The organism is Desulfosediminicola ganghwensis (assembly GCF_005116675.2).
In the GTDB taxonomy this organism is placed as follows: Bacteria; Desulfobacterota; Desulfobulbia; order Desulfobulbales; family Desulfocapsaceae; genus Desulfopila; species Desulfopila ganghwensis.
In genome coordinates, this window is sequence record NZ_CP050699.1 from 2333296 (window position 1) to 2355950 (window position 22655).

At 49.7% G+C, this 22655-nt stretch carries 23 protein-coding genes; 4 read left to right on the forward strand and 19 right to left on the reverse strand.

Annotated elements, in window-relative coordinates; all coding sequences use genetic code 11:
- Positions 1-398: 398 nt before the first annotated feature.
- Together FCL45_RS09855 and FCL45_RS09860 are read left to right on the forward strand one after the other, a co-directional pair.
- Positions 399-707 carry an HdeA/HdeB family chaperone gene (locus FCL45_RS09855; protein WP_167495689.1) on the forward strand — a complete coding sequence of 103 codons (309 nt, stop codon included), beginning with the start codon at positions 399-401 and terminating at the stop codon, positions 705-707.
- A 17-nt stretch (positions 708-724) separates the two neighbouring features.
- Positions 725-1078 carry a YMGG-like glycine zipper-containing protein gene (locus tag FCL45_RS09860; protein WP_136796265.1) on the forward strand — a complete coding sequence of 118 codons (354 nt, stop codon included), beginning with the start codon at positions 725-727 and terminating at the stop codon, positions 1076-1078.
- A gap of 340 nt (positions 1079-1418) precedes the next feature.
- Here FCL45_RS09860 and FCL45_RS09865 read toward each other — a convergent pair whose 3' ends face one another.
- Genes FCL45_RS09865 through FCL45_RS09875 form a run of 3 tightly spaced genes read right to left on the reverse strand, consistent with a single transcriptional unit; the run spans position 1419 to position 4281 of the window.
- Positions 1419-2699, reverse strand: coding sequence for a TRAP transporter large permease (locus FCL45_RS09865; RefSeq protein WP_136796266.1), 1281 nt, complete (start codon positions 2697-2699; stop codon positions 1419-1421).
- Positions 2696-3268, reverse strand: a complete 573-nt coding sequence (locus FCL45_RS09870) for a TRAP transporter small permease (protein WP_136796267.1) — start codon at positions 3266-3268, stop codon at positions 2696-2698. Before FCL45_RS09870 ends, FCL45_RS09865 begins: the two co-directional genes overlap by 4 nt.
- 32 nt (positions 3269-3300) lie before the next feature.
- A complete protein-coding gene (locus tag FCL45_RS09875) occupies positions 3301-4281 on the reverse strand; it encodes a TRAP transporter substrate-binding protein (protein ID WP_136796268.1) in 981 nt (326 codons plus the stop codon).
- 437 nt (positions 4282-4718) lie between these two features.
- Between FCL45_RS09875 and FCL45_RS09880 the strand changes: the two genes are divergently transcribed.
- Positions 4719-5075 (forward strand): RidA family protein, encoded by a 357-nt coding sequence (locus FCL45_RS09880; protein WP_136796269.1) that lies wholly within the window; start codon positions 4719-4721, stop codon positions 5073-5075.
- A 260-nt stretch (positions 5076-5335) separates the two neighbouring features.
- On the opposite strand, the gene FCL45_RS09885 is transcribed toward FCL45_RS09880, so the two are convergent.
- The 9 genes from FCL45_RS09885 to FCL45_RS09925 form a co-directional block, all read right to left on the reverse strand.
- On the reverse strand, positions 5336-5650 hold the full coding sequence (locus FCL45_RS09885) for a P-II family nitrogen regulator (RefSeq protein ID WP_136796270.1): 315 nt from the start codon (positions 5648-5650) through the stop codon (positions 5336-5338).
- Complete coding sequence (locus tag FCL45_RS09890) at positions 5647-6525, reverse strand: hypothetical protein (protein ID WP_136796271.1); 879 nt, start codon at positions 6523-6525, stop codon at positions 5647-5649. Before FCL45_RS09890 ends, FCL45_RS09885 begins: the two co-directional genes overlap by 4 nt.
- Positions 6526-6761: 236 nt before the next feature.
- The gene (locus FCL45_RS09895; protein WP_136796272.1) at positions 6762-7487 is read right to left on the reverse strand and encodes a gamma-glutamyl-gamma-aminobutyrate hydrolase family protein; all 726 of its coding nucleotides are present in this window, start codon (positions 7485-7487) and stop codon (positions 6762-6764) included.
- A gap of 69 nt (positions 7488-7556) precedes the next feature.
- Positions 7557-8402, reverse strand: coding sequence for a MurR/RpiR family transcriptional regulator (locus tag FCL45_RS09900; RefSeq protein WP_136796273.1), 846 nt, complete (start codon positions 8400-8402; stop codon positions 7557-7559).
- The gene (locus FCL45_RS09905; RefSeq protein ID WP_136796274.1) at positions 8399-9415 is read right to left on the reverse strand and encodes an ABC transporter ATP-binding protein; all 1017 of its coding nucleotides are present in this window, start codon (positions 9413-9415) and stop codon (positions 8399-8401) included. The genes FCL45_RS09900 and FCL45_RS09905 overlap by 4 nt, the downstream gene beginning before the upstream one ends.
- On the reverse strand, positions 9408-10430 hold the full coding sequence (locus FCL45_RS09910; RefSeq protein WP_136796275.1) for an ABC transporter ATP-binding protein: 1023 nt from the start codon (positions 10428-10430) through the stop codon (positions 9408-9410). Before FCL45_RS09910 ends, FCL45_RS09905 begins: the two co-directional genes overlap by 8 nt.
- Positions 10431-10443: 13 nt before the next feature.
- The gene (locus FCL45_RS09915; RefSeq protein ID WP_217907707.1) at positions 10444-11463 is read right to left on the reverse strand and encodes an ABC transporter permease; all 1020 of its coding nucleotides are present in this window, start codon (positions 11461-11463) and stop codon (positions 10444-10446) included.
- 8 nt (positions 11464-11471) lie between these two features.
- Positions 11472-12410, reverse strand: a complete 939-nt coding sequence (locus tag FCL45_RS09920; RefSeq protein WP_136796276.1) for an ABC transporter permease — start codon at positions 12408-12410, stop codon at positions 11472-11474.
- A gap of 102 nt (positions 12411-12512) precedes the next feature.
- Entirely contained in the window at positions 12513-14057 is a 1545-nt protein-coding gene (locus FCL45_RS09925; RefSeq protein ID WP_136796277.1) for an ABC transporter substrate-binding protein, read from the reverse strand.
- Positions 14058-14397: 340 nt separating this feature from the next.
- Between FCL45_RS09925 and FCL45_RS09930 the strand changes: the two genes are divergently transcribed.
- Complete coding sequence (locus FCL45_RS09930; RefSeq protein ID WP_167495690.1) at positions 14398-15276, forward strand: c-type heme family protein; 879 nt, start codon at positions 14398-14400, stop codon at positions 15274-15276.
- A 196-nt stretch (positions 15277-15472) separates the two neighbouring features.
- On the opposite strand, the gene FCL45_RS09935 is transcribed toward FCL45_RS09930, so the two are convergent.
- The 7 genes from FCL45_RS09935 to FCL45_RS09970 form a co-directional block, all read right to left on the reverse strand.
- Entirely contained in the window at positions 15473-15922 is a 450-nt protein-coding gene (locus FCL45_RS09935) for a DUF8082 domain-containing protein (RefSeq protein WP_136796279.1), read from the reverse strand.
- A gap of 255 nt (positions 15923-16177) precedes the next feature.
- Positions 16178-17479, reverse strand: coding sequence for a succinylglutamate desuccinylase/aspartoacylase family protein (locus tag FCL45_RS09940; RefSeq protein ID WP_167495691.1), 1302 nt, complete (start codon positions 17477-17479; stop codon positions 16178-16180).
- Positions 17480-17513: 34 nt separating this feature from the next.
- On the reverse strand, positions 17514-18470 hold the full coding sequence (locus tag FCL45_RS09945) for an alpha-L-glutamate ligase-like protein (protein ID WP_136796281.1): 957 nt from the start codon (positions 18468-18470) through the stop codon (positions 17514-17516).
- Positions 18471-18472: 2 nt separating this feature from the next.
- Positions 18473-20029: a UUP1 family membrane protein gene (locus FCL45_RS09950; protein ID WP_136796282.1), complete on the reverse strand. Its 1557-nt coding sequence runs from the start codon at positions 20027-20029 to the stop codon at positions 18473-18475.
- A gap of 4 nt (positions 20030-20033) precedes the next feature.
- Positions 20034-20618, reverse strand: coding sequence for an ATP-dependent zinc protease family protein (locus tag FCL45_RS09955; protein ID WP_167495692.1), 585 nt, complete (start codon positions 20616-20618; stop codon positions 20034-20036).
- 320 nt (positions 20619-20938) lie between these two features.
- Entirely contained in the window at positions 20939-21307 is a 369-nt protein-coding gene (locus FCL45_RS09965) for a hypothetical protein (protein ID WP_136796284.1), read from the reverse strand.
- 309 nt (positions 21308-21616) lie between these two features.
- Complete coding sequence (locus FCL45_RS09970) at positions 21617-22642, reverse strand: TRAP transporter substrate-binding protein (protein WP_136796285.1); 1026 nt, start codon at positions 22640-22642, stop codon at positions 21617-21619.
- Positions 22643-22655 lie beyond the last annotated feature (13 nt).

The following is a 22655-nucleotide window of genomic DNA, read 5'->3' on the forward strand; positions in this document are numbered from 1 at the left end:
CAAAGCAGATGTGGGTGGCTTAGCTCTAAACGGGAAAAAATTGTTTGAGGCATGGTTGTGCTTGGCGTTGACACAGCCATTGCATAGCGGTAGGTGTGTTCCTGAAGGTTCAGTTCAGTTGTATCCTGTCACGGAAGACCGATTAGCCTGAGTAATCGCTATTCAGGTTTTTTTCCTGGTCTTTCCATTCAAATAAGAAGGCTATATCATTCACACTGAGTGCAATTTGCATGAGAGGCCGGTTCACAAGTCCGTCTCCTGAATATTGCTGGTCTGCATCTTGATGTATATCTTTCAACTATTTTGAAAATCCGCACTTTTTCCGGGGGGGAAATGTAGCCTGCATAATGCAGAATATTGCCTGAACGGCGTACAAATTTCTAATGGAGAAAAATATAATGATTTTTAAAAAAATACTCATGCTCATGGTAGCCAGCCTGGTGCTTGCAGGCACTGCAGCCTATGCAGATGATGAGGAAACTGTAATATTGGATCTTGAGACCCTAACCTGCAAAGAGCTCATGGCGGGTGACGACACGGAGCGTGCTGCTGGTTTTGGTCTGTATCAGGGGATCCTGGCGGGCGAAAAAGGCCAGCTTAAACTTGATGTTGATAAGGCCTACCAGCTCACTGAGGATGTGAAAGACTATTGCCTTTCCAACGCGACCAGTACAGTTCTGGATGCATTCAGGAAAGCCGACCAGTAATCATCAGGGAGGCTGAAATGAACAAATTCGTTGTACTACTTGTCGTGCTGCTTGGGCTGCAGTTTTCTGCCTCTTTGGCAATGGCCAAAAATCACAACAAGAAAGGAAATCACCGTCAATGCGACAGCTACGCTATAAGAAAGGCTGATCGCGACAATTCAAAAAGTAGTAACCGCACGTTAAAAGGGGCGGCCTACGGAGCGGCTTCCGGAGCACTTGTCGGAGCCGTTGTTGACGGTGGGTCAGGCGCCTGGAAAGGTGCCGCTGGAGGTGGCGGTGTCGGGGCCGTCGTCGGCAGTATTCGTAATGACCGTAAATGGCGTGACAACTACGATAAATATTATAGAGATTGCATGCGGGGTAGAAGATAGCCGCTTGCTGGATATAAGAATAACAAAGCCTCGATGGGAATGTCCATCGGGGCTTTTTTTATATTGATCTGTGGCCTGTGCTGAAATAATTCGCAGATGTAAAAACTGGTTCAGGACAAGATACGGTTTTAAAAAAAATGATTGTGCAACGCGCAACAGGGTAACGCGAAGACTCATGCGGCGGAAGGATGTGGAATAGAACCAAAGGCTCTTAAAAGGCGCAAACAAGAAGAACGTACGGGTGAGGCGTTCGCAATTCAGTGTTGGCAACCATTTGAGATTCAATTTGAAAAAATCATGAAAACGTGCGGGTTAGTGCTCTTTCAGTAACTGTAGCATATTAATTACCTATGTATCCGGCCAGCCACATGGAAAGTGGCGGATAGAAGGAGATGATGAGCAGGTCGACTATCAGTATCAGCAGAAAAGGGACAATCCTTCTGCTGATGGCACCGATATGCTCCCCTGAGATTGCACCTGAAACGATCAGGCAAATGCCCATGGGTGGGGTGAGCATACCGATGGCCAGGTTGGTGACCACGATAACCCCGAGATGGATCAGATCGATACCGAGGGCCGGCACCATGGTGACGATCATCGGCACCAGCAGGATAAGCGCTGCGGTGGTTTCCACAAAGGTGCCGGCGATAAGCAGTAGCAGGTTGATCAGTAGCAGCAGGATAATCGGATTATCCGAGATGGAGAAAAGTGTTTCGGCGAGTCGTGCAGGAAGATCTTCTATGGCTGCAATCCAGCTGAATACCGACGCGGTTGAGATGATAAACATGACCACTGCGGCGATGATCGAACCTTCTATGAAAACTGTTGAGAGGTCGCGGAGCCGAATTTTTTTATAGATAAACATTCCGACGGCCAGGGCATAAGCGACAGCTATTGCAGCTGATTCCGTGGCGGTGAAAATGCCGAACAGGATGCCGCCTAAAACGATAATGGGTGCCCCCAGCGACAGCAGCGCCTGGCGCAGGGCTGTAAAAACCGCTTTGGTGCTGAAAACATTTTGCGCCTTATAGCCGTGTTTGACCGAGATGAGGGTGGCGGTCGCAATCAGGGTCAATCCTATAAGAATGCCCGGCAGGATACCTGCGGCAAAGAGTTTGCCGATGGAAGCCCCTGTCAGAAAGCCAAAAATAATCATAGGAATTGATGGTGGAATAATAACGCCTATACTCCCCCCGGCCGCCTGCACCGCCGCGGCGAAATCTGCTCGATATCCCGATCCCCTCATTGCCGGGATGAGCAGTCCCCCAACCGCGGCGGTGTCGGCGGCCGCTGAGCCGGAGATACCTGCAAAGAACATGGCCGAGACAATGGTCACAGCAGCAAGACCTCCAGGCAGCCAGCCGACCAGTGCATTTGCCAGATTGATGAGCCGCTCGCTTATGCCGCCTTTTTCCATCAACAGTCCCGCATACATGAACAGCGGTACCGCCATCAAATGAAAGGAATCGGCTCCGGAAAACATTCGCTGAATAACAACCATCAGGGAAAAATCGCTGCTGATTATCATCACCGATACGGAAGCAAGGCCGATGGCGATTGCGATGGGCACATTGAGCAGAAAGAGTGTCAGCAGGAGTATCAGCAGTAACGATCCGCTCATTTTTTCCCAATCCTTGTCTTTATCTCATCCTGCACTTTTCCGGGGCAGAGCTCAAAGAGGAGCATGGCCAGCCCGTGCAGGCTCAACAGGAGGCCGCTGGCGGGAATGATTGAGAAGATAATCCATTTGGGAAGCATCAGGGCCGGCGTGGTCTGCAGCCGGACAAAGTAGGCGAACTCGATCCCATAGCGGATGATGATGAAGAAAAAGAAGAGGCAGAGCAGATGAACAAGAAGCCGGTTGAACAATTTAGCATGTGAGCCCAGGCGCGAATAGATGAGATCAACCCCGGGATGCATACCGCGCCAGTAGGCTACGGCGGCACCCAGGAAGGTCAGCCACACCAGTAGGTACCTGGCCAGCTCTTCAGACCAGAATAGTGAACTGTTGAGGACGTAGCGGCAAAACACCTGGCTGACCACGACCAGTGTCATCAATGAACCGAGCCCAAGTAAACTGTGTTCAGTCAGCCTGTTACAAAAACAACTGAAACGGGCCGTCTGCAGCGCAAGCAGAGCCAGCAAACTGATCGACCGGTCCCTGGGCTCGGAGGGAATTAGAGGCAACATTATCTTATGAAGATGAAAATAGTATTCTGAGCCTATTCTTTTGTTGCCTCAAGCACCCTGCCGAGAAGATCCTGTACTTTGGGTTCACCGAAAAGAGCAATGTTTTTCAAGTCTGAAACTTTTTCCCTGAAAGCAGACCTGTCCAATTCTTCGATCACCACCATGCCTTTTGCTTTGAGAAGAGTAAGCCTGTCAGCGTCCTTGGCCCGATTATCGGCCCGTTGGAATCTGGCCGCCTCCTGCATCGCCTCAGTTATGAGCTGCTGCTCTTCGGGCTTCAATCTTTTCCACCAACTCAGGGAGGCCACGTCAATATGAGCCGAATAGACGTGGCGGGTCATACTCATATATTTCTGGATTTCAAAGAATTTGTAGACTTCCATAACCCAGAGAGGGTTTTCCTGGCCGTCGATGACTCCCTGCTCAAGCTCGGTATAGATGGGCCATGGCATGGGGGTGGGGTTGGCTCCGAGTCCCTGCCAGATCGCTTTGTGCAGGGCGGATGCCATGACACGGATTTTTAACCCCCGCACGTCATCCGGGCTTTGCACACTTCGCTTGGAATTTGTCAGGTTACGAAAGCCATTTTCGGAAAAGCTGATGCCTTTAAATCCCGATGATTCAAGACTCTTAAGTATTTCACTGCCAAGCGGACCGTCCAGTATCTCGTCGGCCTGATCATTGTCTTTAAAAAGAAACGGATAATCGATCACCCTGACTATCGGGTCGAAACTGTCAAAAGGACCGGAGGTGATAACACCCATCTGGATGGTGCCCATCTGTATTTGCTGGAGAATCTCGGTCTCATTTCCCAGGGAGGCGGAGTGGAAGATCTTGACCCGAAACCTGCCTTCGGAGCGGGCTTCCAATAGTTCCTTGAATTTGTCGGCCACAATATTCTGGGCCGAACCCGGCTTGGTGACTACTCCAAGCTGAATGGTGGTTGCAGCGTTTACTGAGGAAAGAAGAACAAGGCAAAGAAAAAGAGGGAACAGTAGAAAGGAGTGTCTCATAGCCTGCGTACTCGCGTTGAGGGTGAATGGAAAGACAATCGTTTCGGACAGTTCGGGAACTATATCATTTTGCGGTGAAATGTCAAAGAAAGCCCGAACCGTTTTACGTGTATTGAGGCTGGCACAAGGGTGCGGGCAGTGTGGGAAACGGGTTGACTTAGTTGTACTGATCGGCTATGGGCTGGATTTATCCCTTAAAATTTTATAATGGAAGACATGGTTCCGGATTTGTGTTCCTATGGCTGCTCTGAAATGGTCGCTTACCCAGAGACCGGAAAAGAGCGCTGAGAGAAGGATGGGCTGACAGGATCATGCGGGGACCCTTTTGTATCGAAAAGGAGTCTCCGGGGCCCTGTCGGAGCCTGTAGTCGCAGCACATTGAACATGGTCAGATCGACAGAAAAGCATTCAATTGCAAACAAATAGAGAACAGGAAAATGACGATTACACGAATGGAAACCAAACAGCGGATGAGCAGGATCGTTATCCATAACGGTACAATTTATCTCTGTGGTCAGGTTGCGGAAGATGCGAGCAAGGGAATTAAGGAACAGACTGAAACGATGCTCGCCAAGGTTGATTCCCTCCTGGAGCAGGCAGGGAGTGACAGAAAACATATCCTCTCTGCCACCATCTATATCAAATCTATGGACTATTTTGCTGAGATGAACGAGGTGTGGGACAATTGGGTCCCTGAAGGGCATGCACCGGCGCGTGCCTGTGTGGAGGCGTCCATGGCCAGAGATGCTTTGCTGGTCGAGATTTCCGTCGTAGCGGCGGTAGTGGAAGAGTAGTTGCAGCAGAGGGTCGTGGAATCTGTCCCACCCAGGATAAGGTAATGTGGTAGAACCTGGGATCGTGCATGATTATCTGCAGAGCGTCCTTCTGCTGTTGTGAGGAGGGCGCTCGTTGTATTTACGCTGGGAGTCTGCCGGACTCAGCCCTCTTCAAACAACTCATCGTTCTCGAAGGGAAAATAATGTTGCAATATCAATCGTATGGCTCCGCTTATTTTCCTTCGATGCCTCGACAGAAAGCTCAGGAGAAATTCGGGCTAACGCGCAGAGGCTGGTGGGTTGAGATTGGTTATAAAGCTTGGGAAGGCTGTCCCACCAAGAACTTCTGCCAGCTTAGTAAATATTGCGGTAATGTTGGGCAGGAGTTCATCGGGAACGATCGCCTCGATTTTCGTTTGAGTGGAGTGGTGTACCACACGTTCAACACCTCTGTATGTCTCTGTTTTAGCCTCACCTCTATTGAAAACCCGTATTTCCGCCGCCGCCACCGAAAGGGCTCCGGCTGCAAAAAGTTGTTCTTCAAATTCGGTAATCTGCATTGATGTGGGTAAAAACGCCTCAATTTTAATCATCTCTTTTCCCCTAGTAGTGTCCCTTCTATAGATCTGGCCAGTTCTTCTGTTACACCAGTGTTGCTGAGTGGCTTGAGGTAGTAAATGTCCTCTATACCATTCTCTCTTGCAGTGAAACGGGCGATCACGGTATCGAGCTTTTGCCGGCAGAAAATTTCCTGCAATGATTTGCGGGCTGCGGTTACATTCCCTGTTGCCCTGATAATAAGCGCTGGAAGGTTGCCGCTGGCGTCCACTGTTATTGTAATATCATCACAGACGGCTCCAGAACTGTCAGGCGGTGTTGATTCTGAAAGTTCTCCCTTCTCCAGCATATCCTTTATTTCATCCTGAAGACGCTGGATGTTGCCAACAGTTGGAGGAGCGGTTGTGAAGGTTATGAAATCTTTGTTACCTTGCCGGTATTTTCTGCCACCGGTAATGGCCATGTCCCTTATTGCGAGCACGTGAAAGATTTTATAAAGAAAGCTGTGGTTAAGAGTTGAGTCGATTGTCATCCGGATGGAAGCTTCGGACAGGATACTTACCCGGCAATTCGCAGGAACAGACGACTGGGGAATGAGTTCTTCCATATCAGAATGAACATCGTTTTTCTCTTCCTTAAGAGGCATTCGAGCAAGAAATGACTGGCACGGGTATGACTGGATATCGACAACGTTTTCAAGCGCGGAGAGTTTACCCACGAGCTCTGTCGGGTTTTCTCCGGTAAAGATTTCGACTCTGGTATCGGCGGAAGCATTTACGCTATCCTGGCCACCCTTATGCCGGAAAGAAACGTCCAGTGCACCAACAAGACAAGGGGTGTCGGGCAAGTTACCAAGCAATTGAGTGAGTTCTTTCTGCTGGGTATACACTTCAATTTTGTGCATTTCCATCTGTTTACCTCATAAGTGAATATTCTTTTCTTACGAGGGTAAAAGCAATAAACGTGCCTGACCTTTGTTTGGTTAATTAGCTGTGATTATTTAACTAAAAGCTCGATTGTGGTAGTTGCGACGTTTGAGGATAGAGCGAGGCTTACCAACAAATATGTGTAGGATAGTTACAGAAATGTAATGGCAGCTGAGGCTGGAAGGAGGCAGTGAACGTAACTGCCTCCAGTAAATACAGGTTAGTTTCGATGACCGTTACTGGCAGTAACAAGCGCTGAGAAGAGACCGAGAAAATGGGTGTGTTTCAAGGTAAGGTCTTCAGGGTGCCATTGAACGCCGACGGCGAAGGAGTGGTCCTGGTGTTCGATCGCCTCGATGATCCCGTCGTCTGAGCGGGCGGTAACGGTAAAAGAATTGGCCACATCTTTTACTGCCTGGTGATGAAAGGAATTGACCATGAGCCTGGAGGACTTGAAAATTGATTCAAGTTGGGATTTTTCTTCAAGTGTTACCGCATGATAGACTGAGTCCACCGGCATGTTTTTGGGAAGGTGCCCGAGAGAGGCATCAACCTGGCTGAAGACATCCTGATACAGGGTACCGCCACAGGCGACGTTTAAGGTCTGCATCCCCCTGCAGATGCCGAGGATGGGTATGTTCTGCCGCATCGATTCAGTAATGAGGTGGACCTCGCTACAGTCACGCTCCGGACAGATGCATTCCAACTGACGAACTGGGTTTTCACCATAAAGCTGAGGGTTTACTCCTTCGTCTCCACCGGTGATCAGCAGGCCGTCGATGATGGCCAGATAACGTTCCCGGGTCTCGGCATCAGCCACCACCGGCAACAGCAGCGGTATCCCCCCGGCTCGTTCAACGGAATGAACATAGTTATTACTGACGGTGGCATACACTTTTTTGGCACCCTGGATAAGGGCGGTGGTAATTCCGATTACTGGTTTCATCTCATCTCTCCAGCCAGGTAAAAAATATTATAAAACCGATTACTCGGTGCAGGCAATTCCGAGGTTTGGTCATGAATGACGGTAAAAGCGTTTATCATCAAAAAACTGCTGACGTTCTTCGAGAATATCCATCACTTTGTCTTTCTTGCGATACAGCACCATGGAAGAGACAAGGTTGACCCAGAACAGCGGGCCAATGAATGAATTGCCGAAAAACATGGCATCTGTCGGGCAAAAAAAGGTATTTTCAGCCAGTTCTGCCAAGGGGCAACGCGGCGAATCTGTTATCACGGAGATGTGCACTTTGCGATCAGCCAGTCTTCGCACTGCTTCAATCACCTCAAGATTGTAGGGGGGGAATTCAAAAACAAGTAATATATCTCCAGCTTGTAAAAGTGTAGATTCTTCAAGTAAAGTTCCATGCTTACGTGTGATTGTGTTGCAGCGAATACCGGTCATCTTCATCCGCAGGGCGAAGATCTCAGCCAGATGGCCGGAGACTCCCCAGCTCATGGTATGAATTTCACCAGCCTGCAGGAGCGCTTCCACCAACGTGTCGATCCGGTTAAAGTCTATAGATTCCAGTGTGTTGGAAATGTTTTCTTTTTCTTTTTGACACAGTTCTGCAGCATCAAGATGGTAATGGCTGTTGATGACACTCTTCATTTTGCTGGCCGGAGAACCTTGCAGCAGTACTTCCTGTTGCAATACCTTCTTGAACTCGGCATAGCCTGAAAATCCTGCTTTGGTGGCAAAGCGCATCAAGGTGGTTTTTGAGATGTTAAGCGTCGATGCTACTCTGCCGATCGAGTGAAGGGCAAAAGTCTTGGCGTCTTTGGCCATCAGGTCATAGATACGTTTTTCATTGGCGGTCATCTCCTGGTAGCGGGTACCTATGCGTTCTATCAAGGTCATTGTTTCCCCTCCGCAGCTTTTTGATCACGTTTGATATCCTGCCAGTGGTGGCAGGCGATCTGGTGTGGTTCGAGATCCCTTCGTATGATTGTCTCCAGCATGGGCTGCTTTTTTCTGCATATAGCAGTAGCGTAACGGCAGCGAGTCTGGAATTTGCAGCCTTCAGGAGCATTGATGGGTGAGGGGATTTCACCCTCAAGGCCTATTCGCTTTTTGCGCTGCCCCGGTAAAGCGGCGGGGATAGCTGAAATGAGCGCCTGGGTGTATGGATGCCGGGCCCCGTCCCGGAGGGCACTGCTTGGCAGCAGTTCCACAATGTTGCCCAGGTACATGACAGCGATGGAATGGGCGATATGCTTGACCACCGACAGGTCATGGGTGATGAACAGGTAGCTGACATGTAACTGCTGCTGGAGACGTTTCATCAGGTTCAGCGATTTGGCCTGCACTGATACGTCGAGTGCAGACACCGGTTCATCGGCTATAACGATTGCAGGTTCGGTGGCCAGCGCTCTGGCGATACCCACCCGCTGACGCTGACCACCTGAAAATTCATGGGGATAGCGCTGGGCGTATTCTCTTCTGAGTCCGGTCAGTTCCATATATTCATGGACCAGCTTCTCGCTCTCTTCTTCCGGCCGGTGAAACTTCACTGCCTCACCGACGATCTCACCTACAGTCATCTTCGGGTCGAGCGATGAAAACGGGTCCTGAAAGATCATCTGCATCTGTTTTCTGAAGGGCTTCAATTCTGCCTCACTGCAGGAGAGAATATCCACGCCTTTGCAGGTGACTTCACCACCACTAGCGGCGACAAGTCTGACCAGTGCCTTGGCCACGGTGGTTTTGCCGCAGCCGGATTCTCCAACCAGGCCAAGGGTTTTGCCGCGATACAAGTCGAAGGAGACACCGTCCACAGCCTTTACATGGCCTACAGTGTGCCTGAAGAGGCCTTTTTTCACCGGGAAATGGACCTTGAGATCTCTTACAGACAGTACTTTCTCATTATCCATTTTCCTGGACCTCTTCATGCTTGGTATCGGAGTAGAGCCAGCAGCAGGCATAATGCTCATTGCCGAAGCTGGTGCGGGGTGGTTCCTCGGTTTTGCAGCAGTTCATTCGCTTCGGGCACCGTGGTTCAAAATTACATCCCCCGGGCAGATCGAGCGGGTCGGGTACCGTGCCGTCGATGACGTCGAGCATATCCATCTCTTCATCAATATCGAGCACTGAGTTTATAAGGCCTTCAAGGTAGGGATGCCTGGCGTTGAAGAAAATGTCATTCACTTTGCCATATTCAACAATCTGGCCACTGTACATCACCGCTACTTTATCCGCGGTTTCGGCAACTACGCCCATATCATGGGTGATAAGGATCACCGCCATGCCTATTTTTTGCTGCAGTTCGGCAATCAGTTCAAGAATCTGGGCCTGAATGGTTACATCAAGGGCACTTGTGGGCTCATCAGCGATGAGGAGTTCCGGTTTGCAGGCCAGGGCGATGGCGATCATCACCCGCTGACGCATTCCTCCGCTTAACTGATGCGGGTACTCATCCACTCTGGCCCGGCCATCGGCAATTCCTACCATGGCCAGCAACTCTATGGCTTTCTGCTTCGCCTCGGAGCGGGAGTACCCCTGGTGCAGAACCAGACTTTCACCTATCTGCTGCCCCACAGTCATGACCGGGTTAAGCGAGGTCATCGGTTCCTGGAAAATCATGGCAATGGAGTTGCCGCGAATGCGCTGCATTTCATTACTGTTCAATTCCAGCAGATTTTCGCCCCTAAAGAGAATTTCGCCGCCGGTGATCTCGCCCGGCGGGTTAGGGATAAGCCCCAGGATGGACATGGCGGTAACCGACTTTCCGGAGCCGGATTCACCGACCACAGCCAGGGTCTCACCTTTATTGACCGAGTAATTCACTTTGTCACAACCTTTGACAATACCGTCCTCGGTGTGGAACCAGGTTTGCAGATCTTTAATTTCCAGTAAGGGTGTTATTGGAGGTGTTGTCTGTGATTTCATAATTGCGTCACCTCTAAGCGTTGAGTCTGCTGTCAAGCGCGTCCCGCATACCGTCGCCGAACAGGTTGCAGGAGAGCACAATAAGCAAAATGGTTACACCGGGAACAACCGACATCAGCAGGTTGTCATGGAGGAATTGCTGACCGTTGGCAAGCATGCCCCCAAGACTCGGCATCGGCGGCTGGATGCCAAGGCCAAGAAAAGACAGGCCTGCAATTACCAGGATGGTTTCACCGATTGAGAGACTGGCCATTACCAGAATTGGTGATATGCAGTTGGGAACTATGTGACGCGTGATAATGGCCGGGTTGGAGATACCAATAACCCGGGCAGCGGCAATGTAATCAGCCTCTTTTACCGTGAGCACCGAGCCGCGGATAATTCGGGCAAAAGCCATCAGGTTTGAAAGGCTGACAATCAGGATAAGTTTACCCACGCCGGTTCCCAGGGCAGCCATAATGGCAATAGCCAGCAGGATAAAAGGGATGGAATTCCAGATTTCCAGGGACCGCATGATGATTGAGTCGGTTCTGCCGCCGTAATAGCCGGCGATCAGACCGAGGAAGGTACCGATCAGGGTGTTGAGAATAACTGCGGTGATGCCAATGCCGAGAGCGACCCGGATACCGAACAGGGTGCGGGCAAAAATATCACGGCCGAGATCGTCAGTTCCCAGCCAGTGACTGCTGCTCATGCCCTGGGACAAGGCACCCCAATCCGTCTCAAGAGGGTCATGGGGGCTGACAAATGGTGCCAGCAGTGCGGCGTAAATGAGGATTATGAGTACCACCATGCCGAACATGGCGTTTTTGTTTTTTGAAAGTCTTTTCCACATCAGCTGGCCGGAGCTTTTTACTCTATTTGTAGCCATGCGCTGGTTACTCCTATTTATGGCATAGGCCATGAAGAGTGTAGCGGCTGTGAGGAGAGCGAAGAAACAATAGGAGATCAGATCCTGTCCGGCCTTGGGAGCGAAGCTCACCAGCAGGACAAAAGAAAAAAGAAAAAGATAAAAAGTTTTAACCCGCAGCATAATATCCCCTATTCGTAACGCACCTGGGGATTGATTACCCCATAGAAGAGATCAACGAGCAGGTTGACCAGTACATAAATGACCGAAAGAATCAGCACTGCCCCGAAGACCAGTGCTTCGTCGCGGCGAAAGATGGCGTTGACAGCAAGCCTGCCTACTCCGGGCCAGGCAAAGACAGTTTCGGTGAGTACCGCACCGGCAAACAGTCGTGCCACCTGGTTACCGATATTGGTGGTAATTGGCATCAGAGCATTGCGGAAAGCATGCACCAGAATGACAGAGCTTTCCCTGACACCTTTGGCGCGGGCGGTGCGAATATAATCTTCGCGGATCACATCGAGCATGGCCGAGCGGGTGATTCGGGTGGTGGAGGCCATCAGGGTAAAGGAGAGAACGAGCGCGGGAAGCAGCACGTGCCTGGCGCCATCGACGGTATAGATTGGGCCACCATACCCGGAAGCGGGCAGCCACTGGAGCTTTACGGCAAACAGATAGATAAGAAGAATACCGCTGAAAAATACCGGAATCGAGATGCCGAACAGCGCTGTGGTCATCGAGGCATAATCAAAAAACGAATTTCTTTTGATCGCTGAGACGATGCCTGCCGGAACGGAAACCACCACCGCCAGAAAGAGGGCGGAAAAGCCGAGCTCAAGAGTTGGTATCATACGCGACATCACCACTGAAATCACGTTATCGCGATAGTAGATGGAGTTCAATTCCCCGGTGAGGAAGTTCTGCATCATCTTCAGGTATTGCACGATAAATGGTTGATCCAGAGCATATTTTTCCCGGGTCAGACGCAACAGTTCCTCGGTGGCACGGTCCCCCAGCAGGATCATGGCCGGGTCACCCGGGGTGAGCTTTAAAATGGCGAAGATGATCACCGATATGGCAGCCAGTATCGGTATGAGCATCAAGAGTCGCCTGATGGTGTAGTTGAACACAGTGTTGTCCCTTGTGATTTCTTAATTGATTCTTGAAATCTTGATCTCTCCGGCGGGAAAAGTGAATATCCCGCCGGAGTTACAGCAATTGCGCTCTGTTTGCTACTGAACGCTTACGTTACGTTTTTCGGTCACCAGGTGGAAATAATCCTGCGGGGAAGGCGCGAAGTCCTTCACCCGGTTGGAAGTGACTGCGGTAACGCTCTTGAAGACCAGCGGAATGTGCACATATTCCTGGGCCAGGGCGGTACGCATAACCTTTTTATACTGCTCACCACGCTCCGCGACGTCTACCAGTACGCGACCCTTGTCCAGCGCTGCGTCGATATCGGGGTTGGAGTATTTGGAAAAGTTCATGGAAGAACCGGTGTAGAAGATCTTGTAGGTCCAGCGATCCGGATCGGGTACAGAACCCCAACCCATTACGTATATACCGAGATCGTTGCCCTTGAGGATCGGGAAGAGGGTACCCCACTCCAGAGATTCGACCTTGGCTTTGATGTCATATTTGCGAAGCTCGGTGGCAACTGCGGTGGCAATTTTGACCCGGAACGGGTTCTGGGAGGTGTAGATGGAGAACTCAAATCCTTTCGGCAACACTCCCTCTTGTCTCAACTCGTCAAAAAGGGCGGTGGCTTTTTGGGGATCATGCGGCAGGGCATGCTCTTTCATGTAGTTGGTGTCTTCAGGAACCACACCGTTGGGTATCCAGGAGTAGGAACGTTCGCCAACGCCTTTCCAGATACCTTTGATGGCAGGCTCAAAAGGGACTGCATAGTAAACGGCCTGCCGGAAGCGCAGGTCGGAAAACGGTGCCTTGTTCACGCCAAAACCGAGGTAGGAGTTGGAAAGACCTGGGATGGTCATAACCTGCACGCGGTCGGAGCTTTCAAGACGGGAAACATCCTGGGGCAGCAGCCGGTGGGCGATATCGATACCGCCGGACTCAACCTCGGCAGCCATAACTTCAGGCTTGGGGATAGGGCGGAAGATAACCTTGTCGAGCTTTGGTTCAGTTAAGAAGTAGTCACTGTTTTTCTCGAGCACGATACGCTCATCGGGCAGCCACTCAACAAACTTGAAAGCACCGGTTCCAACCGGATGCTTGTCAAACTCATCCATGCCAACTTCAGTTACCAGTTTCTCAGGAATAATGCCTGAGGTGGCACTTCCCAAGGCGAGCATCAGCGGGGCATACGGATCTTTCAGGTGCAGCTTTACGGTATAGTCGTCAACAACTTCCACGCTCTCGATCGGGGAGAAGAACTCCTTGCTTGGCGAGGCGTTGTCCGGGTTCATAATCGCTTCGATGGTGTACTTGACGTCTGCTGCGGTGAAATCCATACCGTTGTGAAACTTTACGCCTTTACGAAGCTTAAAGGTGTAGAGCTTGCCGTCCGGAGTGATATCCCAGCTCTCAGCCAGGGCTGGTGCCGGACTGGAAGGGCTCTCTTTAAAAGAAATGAGGGTGTCGAAAATGTTGCCGGCAAGTGCTTCACCAAATACACCGGGAATCAGGACCGGGTTGAGTTTCGCCGGTTCCTTGGCGATACCGATTGTCAGGGTGTTGTCGGCGGCCAGAGCATTAAAGCTGGCGCAGACCATCGCTGTCGATACTGCCAACGATACGAAAAGCTTTTTCATCATTTCTCCTCCAAAGTTTGAAAAAATAACTACGGTTACATTTTATTCTCCTGGGATAACTTTGGTTACCTTATCGGAACTAGATGGAAATTGCGAATAAAAAACTTTTTCGATACATGTGCCGAAAAAGTTTACGGGGCGGGCAGAATAGGTTGAAAAAAAACAGGTATTTAATTAAATGCTATACTTGACAGTTGTGATCCCACAAAATAGTATTGCAATAAAATTGTAATAAATTCGGACTAATAAGCTTTAATCGTTATGGCGTATGCCAGGTTGTCAGAAGCGCATATTCGTATATGCATTTGAGTTGCACTACCATTTTTCCCGAGGGGAATGGAGTATGAGTATCAGAGTACGGTTTATCTTGGTTATCGGCTGTCTTAGTCTGATTGCGACAGGTGCTTTTGCTTTCTTGAGTTACTCGTTCACTATTAACACAGCACTGGACGAAGCACAGAAAAAGGGGGATATCGTATCGGCATTTTTGGAGTCATCCCTGGCTTTTTACAGGACTGAGCAGCGACCTCTTATCATGGATATGGTTGATAAAGAGCGCTTTCATCCGACCCTCATGTCCGGTTTTGCCATATCCCGGGGCGTGTGGGACGAGTTTAAGCAAAAGCTGCCGGGTTACCGGTTTAAACAGGCAACTGTAGACCCGCTCTATACTCCAAACAAGGCTGACATCGATGAAATCAGGCTTATTACCGATTTTAATGAAAATAAGAGTTTAGAGCGAAAATCAGGAATAATGGAGAAAGATGGAGAGGATTTTTTCTATTATGCTCAGCCCATTGAGGTGAAAAAGGGCTGCCTTCGTTGTCATGGTAATCCTGCCGATGCACCTGAGGACCAGCGAAATATGTATGGCACGGAAAATGGCTACAATTGGGTCGCCGGCAGTGTGGTAGCCGCCTATGTGACCTATGTTCCAGTGCAAAACGCAATTGATGATGCACGTAACTCGGCCATGACTCTCTTTGGTTATGGTGTGGCCGGAATCTTTGTGTTGTCGCTGGTAATCTGGTTTTTCTTTGAAAAAAAGGTGGTATTGCCAGTTAGGGCGTTGGAAAAGAGGGCCTCGGATATCAGTGTGGGTAAAAGGCTTGATGAGAAAATTGAAACTTCATCGGAAGATGAAATCGGCAAGCTCGCCAAGGCCTTGGAGAGAATGCGTATTAGTGTAGTGAAGTTAATTGAACGTCATAGCAGCAAGTAATCTCAGATACTGTATTTTTCAGCCAAAACACAAAAATTGATTACCCGCTGAAATCCGGTTCCAGGATGTGAGGTGCGAGAGCGAGCGGGGAGGGGGAGAGGTTTAAGGCTGAGGATTGGTGGGAACCAGAAAACAAAAAAGGCGCTGCCGAACTATCGGTAGCGCCGATCCGGGTACCATTTTGATAATTACCTGACTATTTGGTATCAACTGACAAATCCTGAGGTTTAAGGGTGCTGAGCAGCTCTTGTCTGTCTTCATTGCTGTCTATCTCGGCAAGGGCAGCCTCAATCACCTCCTGACGTGCGCTGTCGCTGTCATTTTGTAACAGGCTGGCGTATGGTTCCATAGCCACAGCGGCGAAAGGGCCTACAAATTCGGCCAATTCCTCGGTAACTCGTCTAAGAAAGGCAGCTGGAGTGTGTTTTCCTGCTTCACTGCCGGACTCGCCAATGGCGAGAAAGTTGTGTGTCAATAACTGCTGTATCCCTTCCAGCCCTTCATTTTCAGCGACCATTGCCTGTCTGATGATCTCGGACACGGTCCGCTTACCGTCTGCGAGTATAAAAAGCCTGCGAACTTTGCCATCCTTGATTGGAAGTGCTGTAAGTTCAATACATTTCCCGGGTACTGATGATATATCCATGGAATTACCCTTACGTGAGAAGATGCTGGACCGGCCAGACTGTGCCTGTCTATATACGGGTGAGCATTACTTCTACTATGTAATAAGGCAGAGTAAAGGTCAAGATTAAATTTAGTAATAACAGGTATATAAGCTAGTCAAGTATGGCTGAAAGGGTTGAAAATACTGTTCTGGCGGCTGACTGAGGAAAACGTAAAAATGGACAATGTCATAATATGAAAATAGTGAGCCTCCTGGGTACCGCCGGCGGCCTCATTATTCGGTTTCTGCGGTAGCTGTATCAGTAACAGGTTGATCTATGTTTTCTGTGTCCCGATCTGTCCCTTCATTTTCTGCCCTGCTGGTTTCGAGGCCCTGCTCAAGTTCTTCCAGGGACCGTTTATGGCCGATATGAAAGAGGGCAAAACCGGGGCTGACAAACTGGTTTTGCGCTCTGCCGAGGATTGTACCGGCAACGGGTGAGTGGATGGCTACAGTGGTGTTATCAAGCGGGTTGGAGATTTCTGCCAGCAATGCGCCTTTTTTCACAGATTCCCCGAGTTGTACCTTGTTGATCAGGATGCCGCCTGAATTGGAACGAACCCATTCACTCTCATAAAACACTGGCTGTGGGCTTGGCCAGAGGGTGATTTTATCTAGCATGCCAACAGATTGCAGAAAACTTCGAATTGAGCGCAGACCCACCTCAACCTTATCTGTTTCAAGGCTCAGTGGTCCACCGATCTCCATAACAATAGTGGGGATTCCTGCATCTGTTGCTGCCCCACGGAGACTTCCTGCAGGAGCAACACTATGAAGTGCTGTAACGGCGCCGAATCCTGTTACCAGCTCAGCAACTTGTGGAACAGTGAGGTCAACTCTCAGTTGAGGCAGGTTTTCTCTATAGAATGAACCAGTATGGAGATCGATGACCATATCGCCCCGCTGTACTATGGTGGTGAACAGACTGTGGGCAATACGGGACGGGTGTGAGCCTGATTCGTTACCGGGGAAATAGCGGTTCAGGTCTTTGCGGTCGCCCAGGTACCGTTCTTTTCGCCAGAATCCTTCAAGGTTGACGATTGGTACGCCAATTACAACTCCTTTCAGCCTCTTGGGGTTCAGCTCATGCAGGAAACGGCGGTTAATCTCAATGCCGTTGAGCTCGTCTCCATGGATCGCCGAAGTCATTACCAGTACGGGGCCGGGTTTAGCACCATTGACGACGATTACAGGTATCTCAATTCTTTTGCCGAGCGGTGATTGCAGAGAAGGCCATTCCAGAGTCCGGGTCGTGCCTGGGGCAACGGTGTGCCCGATGATTTCAAAAGGTTGAGCCTCTTTTACCTTAAACGTTTCAGCAAGATCCTGATGGACTTGATCGTCAGGTACCTGGACAGCAGCACCCTCATCAACATCCTTTTCCGGCGTTTCTTGCTCTACAGGCTGCGTAGCCGGTTCAGTGATGGTGTCACTATGATCTTCGATGGTCTCTGTTGCGCGGGAAATTTCTACTCCCGAGCCCAACAAAAAGGCCCATATAAGAAAGCAACAGATCAGGTTTGAAGTGAATTTCATGGTTCTGATTGTTTCCTCGATGCCTTTTGTGTAGTTAAACTTTGGATAGATGCTCCATGGAATGTTCGGCACGTTCATGTGCACTGAGATTGGATATCACCAGGGACTGCATGGCATCGATGGCATCGACCCTCGGTTGCAGGCCACTGCCGTTAGCTATCTGAATGGCGAGGCCTGGTCTGGCATTCAGTTCGAGTACCATTGGGCCCTTAAGTTTATCGAGTACGATATCAACACCAAGATAACCGAGCGAAGTGATTTCATAACAACGTGATGCCAGCAATAGAAAGTCAGACCAGAGTGGTACCTCGAAGGTCTGCAGTGCAACTCCCGTGTCAGGATGGTGGCTCACTGGCCGGTCAAACTGGACAGCACGCAGGGCCTGTCCGGTTTGTAAGTCGAGCCCGACTCCAACCGCACCTTGATGCAGGTTTGCTTTTCCGTCTGATGCCTTGGTCGAGAGCCTGGTCATGGCCATCACCGGAAAGCCTTTATAGACGATGATGCGAATGTCGGGCACTCCCTGGAAAGAGAATCCGTCAAATGTATCAGAGAAATGGACCATTTCCTCTATCATTGCTACATCGTTGGCTCCACCAAGACTGTAGAGGCCGCTGAGAATGTTTGAGGAATGGCGCTGGAGCGAGCGGAGCCCGATAGTTTCGCCGCTCGCTTTGGTATACTCTCCGTCTGTATGGGAAGAGACCACAAGAATTCCTTTGCCGCCACTCCCCTTGGCAGGTTTGATGACGAAGGCCTGGTGTTTTTGCAGGAAATCTTCAAGTTCACGGATATTACCCTGGTGATGGACGACACCAAGCAGCTTGGGTGCTGAAATACCTGCCTTGGCGAGGATTTCTTTAGTCTTAACTTTATTGTCGACCAGCGGGTAGAGGCTGCGGCGATTGTTTCTGGCGATCAGCTGAACATTTCGGCCGTTCATGCCGACCACACCAGCTTTGCGTAATTTTGCAGGTGAAACAAAAAACATGGCTATTCCCCTCTGGCGAGTGGCTCGAAGCGGCGCAGCTCAGTCAACCGATAGCCGGAGTAGGAGCCAATCATGATGATGATGGCCAGTACAACCAGTAATAACTCGGGAAACGAAAAAGTGAGATGTTTGAGGTAACTATTCGACATGGCAAAGTAGATAAGGCTTGCCGCGAAGAGGCTGCCGCCACCCTGCTTGAATACGTCGCGTGGGCCTTCTTCTTCCCAGAGTACAGACATTCGCTCGATAGTCCAGGAGATGATAATCATCGGAAAGAAGGTGACCTGCATGCCTCCGGCAATGCCCAGTTTATGGCTGCCGACACTGATAGCCACATAAATGATAATTACGAAGACCAGTACCGCTGATATTCGAGGTACCAGTAATAAGTTCAGATGACTGAGGTAGGAACGAAGCACCAGTCCCACGCCCACTACAGTAATGAACAGCACAAGTCCTGCTATCAACTTGGTTTGCAAAAAGACCAGAGCTATCAGGATCGGCATAAATGTACCGGAAGTTGGAATGCCAATAAGATTTCTGAGGACGACAACCACCAGCGCGCCTATGGGGATAAGCAGCAACAATTTGAAGGTGTTCTGGTCTTTGATCGGCAGGCTGTAGATGGAAAAATCGATTAATACGCTGCCGGATTGATGGCCATGGAGTACAGCGGCGCGTTCCGCAGCCATCCGGCCTCCAAGGATTGAAATTGCAACCTTGCCACCACTACCGCCAATAAGGTCGAGCAAAGGTTCATCATCAATTTGCCAGCTGAGGAATGTTTCTCTGCTTTCCGGTTGGGCCGTAGTGGGATTAAGGAGTACCAGCTTGTTGTTGTCAACGATTTCAATATAGGTATCCAGGCTGGCGTTGTTCTGGTCCCGAACCAGGTTGATGCCGCGAACAGGTCGTGCCTTGATGCCTGCCTTGTTCAGCACAGTCGCCGCAAGATTGGCTTTGGTCGGGAAAAATTTTGCCTCGCTGATGAGAACATTCGTGTCCGGTGATTCTGTATTGTTCAGTGCCGTAAGCAGATAAATGGCTTTTGTTATGGTTTCACTTTTTATGGTTTCACTTTTGATCAATGGGCTGTTTGTTCTGTTCTCAAGCCTTTTCTCAACCTCTGCTATTATGTTGTTTGCTGCAGTGGTGGCTGGTTCCTTGAGTTCCCGTGCATACGGTTTAAAGGATGATGGCACCAGGTCCTGACCGCCTTTTAAGCTGGAAACCGTGGCTCTGAAAAATATCTTCTGGGCCCCTTTTGCCTGTTCGCGACTCCACTTGGCCTGGTTTTCCATCAACTCAAAGGTATAACCTGAGTCGATGCTCGACATATCAAGAACAGCAATATTATCGGAGGTGTTGGGCAGATTGAAAATCATTTCAACCGGACCGTCGTTGGCGGTAAAGGTTATGGCGGATTCAACAGTCCAGGTTCGGATACTTTCAGAAGGCAGAAAGGAAAAACCGAGAGAATAATGCTTGTAGATCGCCGAGCTTAAGCCAACAACAACGAGGGTGGTAACGATAATGATAAGTTGTAGCCGTTGTTTCACTCAATTACTCCTCAGCCATCGATGAAGTGGTGTTCTTTCTGGAGACATCCACAATAAAATTACTGTCAAGTATGTTTCTGCCTATGAGCACCGGGAAGTCCAACTGGCTGCGGTCGGCAAGAGTAAACTCTTCGGTAAGGGTTTTATTACCCAGGCGAACCTTGAGGCGAATAACCGGTCGCCGATGGGATTCGGCATCTATTCTCTTGATCAGGACAAATTTAATAATCCTGTTCTCCAATTCAGCCACTTCACCCGTGGTACGCTCCAGCAGGTGGTAGCGGACCCATTTTTTGCCGTCGCGTTCAAATTCAGTGTAGTCTTCCACATCAAGAGAAGAAGTTGTAGCTCCTGTATCTATCCTGGCCTGCTTTATCATCTTTGCCCGAACTATGGTGACAGGTTCGATCTCTCCGATTATCTCAGTCGCAGGTCTGGCAATCACGCTCGTATTTCTGCCAGTGACAGCTTCGGGATTGATGATGATTTTTGCCGGTTCATCGATGATGGGCTCTTGAGGGCTGAGGTCGGGTGCGGGCAGCACTTCTTCAATAACGGATGGTTCAGTTGGTGGTTCATTAATGGTCACTTGCTTGTTCGGAGCGGAGCAGGCCGCCAGAAATAAAATAAATAAACAATTGAGTAAGGTGGCAAATAGATTACAGGTCCGAGACTTCATGTTTTCTGTTGTGGTTGATTTTCGGTTGTTTTATTGGTCGGAAGGGCAGGCGCTCAAGAGTGAAACGGCAAACCGGACATTGGAACTGATTTGTATTATTAAACAACTGAGATGAGAACACAAGGGTGGCGGGTAACAAATTGTGTACAAATCCATGGTTGGAAGGCCTGGGCTAACACCAGGGGCAAACATTGCGGTAACGGAGAGGTTGTCGATAATTGCGTAAATGATCATCGGGTTACCGGGAGGGATGAGAACACCGAGGTTGGTAAGAGGCTACCAGGCATTCTGCCAACGAGGCTTTTCACAGCCTTGAGATCTTCCCTGTACTTGCTGATGAATTTTTCAACGATGCGGATGTTGATAGGCAGGAAGCAGGCATGAATAACAATTTCGACGTGGGCTATAACTACCAAGAGGGTTGGAGAGATCTCAGTAAATTCCGAAGCGATCAGATGGGTGTCGTAGCATGCCCAAACCCAAACCAGAAAGAAATTGATACTGATCCATGAGGTGGAGCGAGAAAGCTCCTCTGTGAAGGCAAAGGAAGTGCTGAAAAAGGCTCTGGTTATAATCTGAACTACAAGGCACATGATCATTATGGTCAGCAGAGACATGCAGGCATATTTTTCGAAATTTCGATAGAAATCTTTCTGATTACCCCCACAATTTTGCCCAATGCTCAGCAACTCGTCCGGGAGCCAGATTGATTGTAAAGGAAGTGCAGGGAGGACTGATCTTTTTTCACGTAGTCCAGTGAAAACAAATCTGTTTCCGGGCTTAAAAAAGAAAAATTAAATCAGTCCTCTCGCCACAACTTGGATTGCAGTGCTGAGTTTCAAGGGTAATTTGATAATTATTTCATAGCTATTAGTATGTAAAAAATGCAATCCGGTCTTTTGGGAAGATTACGGCGTATTCATGATTTCCAGCGCGCGGTCGATATTTTCTTTTCCCCCAACTGCTCTGTAAAACCTGGGCCAGAGGGCTCGGGCACGTGCTTTCCACTCATGCTCATCACTGAGGCGGGTGATTTGCATGCCGTTGTCCAGACATTCCTGAAGTGCCAGCCGGTTTTGCTCGTCAGCCCATTGCCACTGGTGGGCAACTGCTTTGCGGGCGGCACGATCAATCAGGGCCTTCAAGTTGGGCTCAAGGTTCTGGTACCAGCGCTCGGAAACCAGCAGCGGACCAACCCACAGCATATGGTGCAGGTCGGTGACGTATTTTTGAACTTCCCAGAGTTTCTGGTCACGATTGACGGAGTGAGGATTTACCTGCCCGTCAACAACGCCCTGTTCCAGGGCATTGACGGTCTCGGACCATGCGAGAGGATGTGGCTCTACTTCCCAGGAGCGGAACAATTCGAGTTGAATCGGCACCTCCGGGACCCTGATTTTCAGACCCTGAAGATCAGCAATTCGGGTAATCGGTTTTTTGGAATTTGTCAGTGACCTGTAGTCGCTGATCATCCAGCCAAGAGGTCGGGTGAGACTTTCAGCAGCCACCCGATCGCCGAGCTCCGTTATGAAGTTGTTATTCTCAAAAAGCGTATATGCCTTCTCAATTTCAGGGAAAAGATAGGGCAGTACAGTTATGGTTGCAGAAGGTGCAAATGGGGCAAGATCACTGGTGGCAACCGCTGCGACCTGGAGTTCTCCGGTGCGAAGCTGTTTGACATTGTCGAGCTCGTCCCCCTTGGAACCGCCGGTAAACAGGGTTACGGTTACATTGCCTTTGGACTCCTGTTCCAGGATTTCGGCAAATTTCTCAAGTGCCGTGACATGGACTGAACCAGCATGATTGGCAGTCGCTGCCATAATCCGTGTTTGAGGATATTCAATATCGGCAGCATGAATGGTCTGAAAGGAAAGCATCAGACAGACAAAAGCTGTAACGAGAATTGTTCGCACATTTATACAACTCGATATCATCGGACCTCCGTTA